This is a genomic window from Martelella alba, assembly GCF_006516955.1.
Classification (GTDB): Bacteria; Pseudomonadota; Alphaproteobacteria; order Rhizobiales; family Rhizobiaceae; genus Martelella; species Martelella alba.
Genome location: NZ_VHLG01000034.1, coordinates 1 through 7,762, shown reverse-complemented (window position 1 = coordinate 7,762; position 7,762 = coordinate 1). Strand labels below are relative to the sequence as shown.

At 52.7% G+C, this 7,762-nt stretch carries 6 protein-coding genes; 4 read left to right on the top strand and 2 right to left on the bottom strand.

Annotated features, from left to right (window positions below):
• The coding region (locus tag FJU08_RS22445) for a tetratricopeptide repeat protein (RefSeq protein WP_141151274.1) at positions 1-581 on the top strand (581 nt) is incomplete at its 5' end.
• A gap of 140 nt (positions 582-721) precedes the next feature.
• On the opposite strand, the gene FJU08_RS22440 is transcribed toward FJU08_RS22445, so the two are convergent.
• Both FJU08_RS22440 and FJU08_RS22435 read right to left on the bottom strand, forming a co-directional pair.
• Positions 722-1,297, bottom strand: a complete 576-nt coding sequence (locus tag FJU08_RS22440) for an alpha/beta hydrolase (RefSeq protein WP_181410003.1) — start codon at positions 1,295-1,297, stop codon at positions 722-724.
• Positions 1,298-1,353: 56 nt separating this feature from the next.
• On the bottom strand, positions 1,354-1,533 hold the full coding sequence (locus FJU08_RS22435; RefSeq protein WP_141151272.1) for a thioredoxin domain-containing protein: 180 nt from the start codon (positions 1,531-1,533) through the stop codon (positions 1,354-1,356).
• 316 nt (positions 1,534-1,849) lie between these two features.
• Between FJU08_RS22435 and FJU08_RS22430 the strand changes: the two genes are divergently transcribed.
• The 3 genes from FJU08_RS22430 (at position 1,850) to FJU08_RS22420 (ending at position 7,590) form a co-directional block, all read left to right on the top strand.
• Positions 1,850-2,979, top strand: a protein-coding gene (locus tag FJU08_RS22430; RefSeq protein WP_407943733.1) for an IS3 family transposase whose coding sequence is annotated in 2 segments (ribosomal slippage) — positions 1,850-2,084 and positions 2,084-2,979 — 1,131 coding nt in all. Because the reading frame shifts where the segments join, the coding sequence is not laid out codon by codon here.
• Between the two features lie 182 nt (positions 2,980-3,161).
• Positions 3,162-5,141 carry an alpha/beta hydrolase gene (locus FJU08_RS22425; protein WP_141151270.1) on the top strand — a complete coding sequence of 660 codons (1,980 nt, stop codon included), beginning with the start codon at positions 3,162-3,164 and terminating at the stop codon, positions 5,139-5,141.
• Positions 5,142-5,379: 238 nt separating this feature from the next.
• A complete protein-coding gene (locus FJU08_RS22420; protein WP_141151269.1) occupies positions 5,380-7,590 on the top strand; it encodes a hypothetical protein in 2,211 nt (736 codons plus the stop codon).
• Positions 7,591-7,762: the final 172 nt, after the last annotated feature.

The window sequence follows — 7,762 nt, the reverse complement described above, 5'->3', positions numbered from 1 at the left end:
TCCAGCAAGCAGCAGACAAGGGCAATTCAAGCGCATTGCTCGAACTGGCCCGGGCCTATCAGTCCGGCACCGGCGTCCCCATGGATGAGGCTAAGGCTGTCGACTTCTTCCAGCAAGCAGCAGACAAGGGCAATTCCGGCGCTCTGATCGCGCTCGGCCAAGCCTATCTCACAGGTACTGGCGTATCGCAAGATGGCAACAAGGCCGTAGCCTATTTCACCCAAGCTGCGGATCGGGGAAATACTGGTGGCATGGTCGCGCTTGCGAGAGCCTATAACAACGGCAATGGCGTTCGGAAAAACATCCCGAAGGCCTCTGAATGGGCAGCAAAGGCCGGAGAAACCCTGTCTGTCGGCGGTCTGATAGCGCAACGCCTGATCGACCCGAACGGTTTTGTCGAAACTGTTCAGGACCAGCTGATCGAAAAAGCCTATTATGACGGCCGCGCGAATGGCAGGCTAACGCAAAGCACGATTACGGCGATCAACAAGCTTTGCAGCGACAACGATATTGCGCAGCAATGTGCCACCGGTCCGCTTTCGCCAATTTCGATACGCGCCTATGCGCCGTTTTTGAAGTGATCTGAGAAATGTCAGGTCTGAATATTCCGTGTATGGACCGCATATTCGGATCATCTCTCATGCAGTTCTCTAGTCGCGGTTGTTGAATCGCCCCGAGTTTCGTAGACACCCTCGGTTTTGATTTGTGCTGTCGTTCGAACTCAACGGGCGACAGCATGCCATTGCGGGTGCTCTGCCCCCTGAAAACTAGATCGTTTGATGTTGGAGTTTTCCGCGGTATTTTTCTGGCTGGGAGAAGGGGTGGAAGAGATGAAGGAATCGAAGTTTTCAGACGCCCAGAAGGCGTTTATTCGTAACCGGTGCTCCTTACCTCCTCCGTTGGTTTCCGCGCGGAACTGAGCCGGGTTTTCGGGTGCCAGACGATATTCAGCGGTCACACAGACGGCATCATATCTGAGGCACCAATCGACAAGCGGCGCGGCCGCGACAAAACGGTTGCCCATAACCATGCCGCCGCCGTGAAGGAAATAGATGCCGGGCCCAGCCGTCTCATGGTCGCGGCCCGAAAGGACCGAAACGATGATGTCGTCATCGCGAAAGCCTGGAATTGTGAAGTCGCGGCATTCGACCGGACGAACAGCGATCAGATCCTGCCGCGAGGGGCTGCTCAATCCTCTGAAACGCGGCAGATCAACTAACGTCATTTTTAGCGGCACATAGTCCCTGACAATGTTGAGCAACTGCTGCAACTGCTGGTCATAGGCTGGTGTTGTCATGGAAAGCCCCTGGTCTTGAAACTGTTGCGAAAGCATCTGATTCCAGTGTAGCGCGCTTAGTCGATCCCGAGAGCAGTCATTGCTTTGCGGACATTATCGGCACTCTGCTCAAATCCGAACTCGGGCGTATTGACGCCGATAGCGGTGAAACCGTCCTGGCCATAAGCGTTCTGCCAGGCTTTCAGATAGGGCAATGCCCGCAGCGAGTTGACGCAGGAAAAGGTCCAGAAGTTCACCACGACAACCTTGTCGCTGAACAGCGCGGCCTTGTCAGTCGGCCCATTGAGCCAGCCTTCGCATCTGCCAGGACATCAATCGGACGTCTGGTCAGCACATAGGGCTCGGCCGTTATGGCTGCACCCCGGAGGCTTGCGAACAGCCGCGTTTCGAGAACAGGCGCTACCGCAAGCGCAAGTCCGGACAGGATGCCGGCGACCGCAATGGAGGTTGCGGCAATCTTGAAGGAACGGGATCGGGGCATGGCTATCATGGACCTGTCACGGAATTGTTCCGCTCCTTTGACTTGGCATTTTGCCACAAAGGAGAAACATCATGGCACAAAAACCTTCCCCGGAATTCCGCGCTGAGGCAGTGCGGGTCGCTTTGACCAGCGGCTTGCCGCGTAGCCAGGTGGCGGCGGATTTTGGCGTCGGCTTCTCGACGCTGAGCCGTTGGATCCAGCAAGATCGGCGCAATCCTGAGAAGCCAACGACCCAGTCCGATCTCGAACGCGAGGTCGCCGATCTGCGGAAAGAGAACCGCTTGCTCCGGGAGGAGAGGGAGGTGTTAAAAAAGGCCACCCAGTTCTTTGCGGAGCGAAGCAAATGAGGTTTGCTTTCATCGCAAAGAATGCTGACATGTTGCCCATCGAGCGGCTGTGCCAGATTATGGATGTCAGCCCGAGAGGGTATCGTGCATACCGCAGCCGTCCCCTGAGCAAAAGCCAACGCAAGGATATGGTTGTCTTGGCGCACATTCGCGAACAGTTCGCCCTATCTCTTGGCAGTTATGGCCGACCGCGCATGACTGAAGAGCTGAAGGAGCTCGGCCTTGACGTAGGGCATCGCCGTGTCGGCCGGCTGATGAGCCAGAATGGTATTGAGGTGAAGCGAAACAAGAAGTTCAAAGCGACGACGGACAGCAATCACGGCTTCAATATCGCGCCGAATCTGTTGAACCGAGATTTCCACGCGGATGCCCCCAATAAGAAATGGGCCGGTGACATGAGCTATGTGTGGACCCAGGAGGGATGGCTCTACCTGTCTGTCATCCTTGATCTGCATTCAAGGCGCGTGATCGGTTGGGCCGTCTCAAACCGCATGAAACGTGACTTGGCGATCAGAGCCTTGAACATGGCCATCGCCCTGCGAAGACCGCCGAAAGGCTGCATGCATCACACCGACCGTGGCAGCCAATATTGCTCTCACGACTATCAAAAAATCCTGCGCCAACATGGCTTCGAGGTGTCGATGAGCGGTACTGGAAACTGTTACGATAACGCGGCGGTCGAGACATTCTTCAAGACGATCAAGGCCGAGCTATTGTGGCAGCAGTCCTGGCGAACGCGTCGTGATACCGAAGTCGCCATCTTCGAATACATCAACGGCTTCTACAATCCGCGCCGTCGCCACTCAGCCCTAGGCTGGAAAAGCCCCTTGGCTTTCGAGCGAAAGGTAGCTTAAGTGAGCAATCCGAGCGGCACAAATACGCGACAGGTCCAGTTTTGAGGTAAGATCAAGTGAAACTCTCACCTTGAGAGGAAACACCGAACTGGCGATAAATTTACCAGAGCTTCAATCAGGCAAGCTGCAGATTTGCCGATTGACCAAGAATAAAAGCTACTTAGTGCAGCCTGGAGGGGTCAATGCTGGATTTCACACAAATGGCGGCTTTGCTCGCCGCTCTTTCTGCGCCGAGCGCGATAGATGATGCCTTTCCCGCAGTCGCGAGCGGCGGTGTCGATCCCCTGGTTCCGGTGCAGATCAAGGCTTGCCCTCGCCCGATCGGCAAGGAGGAGATAGAGGGAAAGACCATTATTTGCGGGCTGGTTTCCGTACCGGAAGATCATGATACGCCAGACGGCAAGCACATCGATCTGTTCTTTACGGTGTTGAAATCGCACTCAAGCGTCCCGGAACCGGATCCGGTGGCCTATCTTCACGGCGGGCCGGGAGCCGGCACGCTGGAATCGCTTGAGGGCGTGGCGCAGGTGTTCGATCCCTTCCGCCAGACCCGCGACGTCATCATGTGGGATCAGCGTGCGGCAGGTCTTTCAAGCCAGTCGGTCACCTGCTTCAATGCGATCTACCAGAGCTTCCTTGATATTGCCCTTGCTCCGGATGACGAAGAGGAGCCGGACAGCATGTCTGCGGCAGACGGGAAAGTGAATGAAAAGCTGGCCGCCTGTCTTTCCGAGCTGGAGGCGAGCGAGATCGATACTGCAAAATACAATACCGTCCAGAATGCCCGGGATGTTCCGGCCATTTTGAACACGCTGGGCTATGACAGCTATAATCTTTACGGCATCTCCTATAGCACCAAGCTGACGCTTGAAGTGATGCGGTCCGCACCGGGGGGCCTGCGTGCTGCCGTGATCGATGGTGTCGCCCCGCCGGTCGTCAAGCTTTACGATACAATCGCGCCGCCGATCGACGAGGCACTGGTCAGCCTGGCGAATGACTGCGCGGAGAACAAGGACTGCAACGAGTCGTATCCGGAGCTGGATCGCGTCATCGGCGAGGTTCTTGCGAAAGCGGCGGCTGGCGAGCTTGTTGTCGATGATACCAAGCTTGACGTCGACATGATAATGACGCCGTTGGTAACACGAAACAAATCCTTTCGCACCCCCAGCATCACGCCCTATCTTCCGGCCTACTTCTATGAACTGAATACTGGTGGCCCGACACCAACGGTGAAACTCCTGTTCGAAAGCCAGTTCGTTCTGCCGGTCATGAGCGAGGCCGATGTCACAGGAGCCTCCAAAGACCTTTCGGACAGCCAGCAGGCACTTGCCGAGGGCGCGGTATCAGACATTGTGATCCAGCAGCGTGCGCTCCGCTCGCTCCGCGACACCATTCATGATCTAAAGGATTTCGTGCATGATGAAACAATCAACGGTCCGTTGGCCGCCCTTTTTGATCAGGAGTTGACCAAGGCAACCATACCGATGGTGAAGGGCGACAGAGCGCTGATCTCCACCATGGCAACGGATTATGTAAGCCTGCAAACCGAGGCTCCAGACAAGCAATTGCTGCGTGCGTTCGTGGAACGCTATTTCGAGGGCGCCACGCTGGAACGTCTGGAGGCATTGATTTCGGCCATGTCGGAGAGCGAGGTCGAAGCGACCTTTGCTGCAATCTCGACCGATAGCTTCAAGTATGCCGGTGAGTTCATCACCGGAGTCGATCTTCTGATTTACGCTTGTCAGGAAGACATGCCGTATAACTCCCCGGCTGGTTATCAGGAGGTCATCGACAATCTTGCCTATCCCGAACTGACCTGGGTGGCCGTTTCGACTGCTGCCGGCCTCTATGCAAATCGCGATCTCTTCGAAAAGCTGCCGGAGAGCGGCTTTCACGAGCCGATTACAAGCGAGGTGCCGGCGCTCTCCTTTGGCAGCACCTGGGATGTGCAGACGGCGCAAAGCTGGACCGCCGAAGCGGCAGCGCCACTGACGAACGCCCAGTCATTCCTGATTCACGAAGCGGGCCACGGCGCTCTGATCTTCCAGAAAGGCGTTGGCGACATGGCCGTTGCCTTCTTCAACAACCCGACCCTACCGGAAAACACTGGTGACCACCGATCCAGCTACACCACTCCTCGGGACACGATCAAACTTTTATGAATCCACCTATTCTACAGTTCTGTTCCAATAGAGGAGTAAATCGATGCCAAACCAAATAAATCGAGTAGTTCCAGCGGAATCTCGAATTTCGGGAAATCAAATGCAACGTGAAACGGTCACCAACGAAGAGTTGACAGATTTCATAGCGACTTGGACGGATGACAGCAGCAATCAATGGATTGCAACCTGGACTGATGACAATAATGGTCAGTGGGTTGCAACCTGGACGGAGTAAAACATGGCTGATACGCAAAAAAATATTGATCAGGCTTCGGTCACAGCGGTCCTGTCTGCCTCTCATGTGCTTGCCCTCACGACAGGTGGTCAACTTAGAAAAGTTGCAAGGGAAGACATTTATGCTGGCATCCAACTGGATACAGCAGCTGAGTTAGATGCTGTTACCACCACAGAAGCTCCAACGGGTACAGTTGCACTGCTGAAAAACATTGCCCTATTCGAAGCAGTCGCGAGTGGTGAGGATTTCACTAATGGACAAGGAGTGAAATTTCGCGATCTAGGACGCCGCACAGCTTTGAATGCCGCCCGATTTTCGGCTATGCCGGATGGAACTACCTTCGAAATGGGTGGTCTTACTCACATAGTAGATAGTAGCGCATCAGTAAGCGTAACGTCAGATCTTTCGGTATCTGGGCTTCTTCCTGTTGGCGAGCTCTTCGTAGAATATTGCGGAGCCATAGGTGACGGCACGACTGATGACACTGCAGCGTTTACTCTGGCCAACACAGTCGGTGCAGATCTTGGCTTATCAATTATAACGAACAGGGAAAAAACATACATTGTTGGAAATATTACGCTTTCCGTCCCAATTCTCGGGGGCGGCAAGCTAAAACGCCTGACCGGAACAACAGGCCGATGGCTAAAAGTTGACCAACCTGGAATAATTTTTGACATTGTTGCTGATCAAGACAACATAGGAGCTGCAGTGAATGACGCACTCTACATCAACACAGACAATTGCAAAACAGCATCAACATTCGTGGTCATGAATAGCCTTGGATCTGGAATTTATCACGAGGATAGTGACAACTGTCACTTCCAAGGCTTCGCGAAAAATTGTGTCAATATGGGTCTTTTTTCAAAGGCTATAAATAAAGATGTTTATGGCCTGCGAATTGATATGAATGTCGACAATTCAGAACTTGGTACAAGCTGCCTCAATGGTGGAGTTAAAGTTTTAGGAACTGAAACATATAAACAATTTCTTCCAATTATTATCGCCAATACAACTCTTGCTGAAAGCGACGGCTTCGCCGACACCTGTATCGGCGTAGAAACACATACAAATTGCGAAGCTCCTGTCATTATAGCAAGCACTCGCGGTGGATATATCGGCGTCACAATGAATAACAGTCCTGGGGGTCAATGCTTAGCGACAGCTATGGGAGCCTATAATCTCGGGCTGGAAATTGACAAGTCGCCAAACGCCCATATGCGAGGATCCGCCATTGCCGGCAAGACTGTTACGCAAAAGCAAGGCGGACAGATATCAGATGCGTCACCCGGCGCCATCCTTGATGTTGATGTTATTGGGTGTAATGGCGACAATAACGCTTACACTCCGCTTTATGTCAACAATTCGGACGGGGCTGTCATTAAGGGCTCGATCAATGCCAGCAATGTATCTCAATTCGTTAGGGTTCGGCATTCCAAGAATGTAGTCATCGAGACGTCGGCTCAAGGAAGTTCCGTAACGCGAGCGATACTCATAAGCTACGACAGTAGTGACAGTAATGCCCGCCAATCGGATGGTCTCATAGTGAAAGGATGCTTCAGCGAAACGACATTTGGAATCCGATCTGCCGGCGCATCAATTAACAATATTCGAATTTGCGATGGCTCCATCATCAAAAATACTGCAGCACTCATTTCTATTGATTCTCCGAATTCAGCCACTGACGTTAAGATTTCGCGTATGGCGTCAATTCAGACAACCGGCCAAAACACTGCAGTAAGCAATATTGAGTTCCTGGATTATGCCCAAAATAGCGAATGCCTGATTGACGCAGTTGTCACTGGCGATCCAGAAGGCATCGTCACCGCCGCCATAGGATCAAGATTGCGACGGACTGATGGAGGAATCAGCGTAAATTACACGAAGGTGACAGGAGGCAATCAAGGTTGGACAATTGATACACCCGAAAATTCTGTCAAAACGCCCGGTGACAGTGATAAATCTGTAAATGCTCGCCTTGAGAAAATTCTCATTTTTGAAGCAGAACTTACAGCTGAACGGACTGTGACACTCTTAAACTCTGCAAATCTCTCAAATCAGATTTTCGAAGGGATGCGCATACTCATTAAGCGGACTGGCGCTGGCGTTTACAACCTCAATGTCGTGAACGGAACGGGAGGTTCAAACCTGGTAGCAATGTCTCAGAACGAAAAATTTGAATTTTTCTACGATGGAACAAACTGGAATATCTTTTGAATTACAGATAGTGACCGGTCACCTTTCACAAGAATTCTCCTGCTACCGATCCTAGGATCATATTTAGAAAATTCCAGCAGCTGACCTGCCACTGAATTTTCATCCGGCTGCGATTAGAGCCTGGGCGTTTTTTGAACTGCCCCAGGTTTCTGGACCAGCGGAGGCTGGAGTT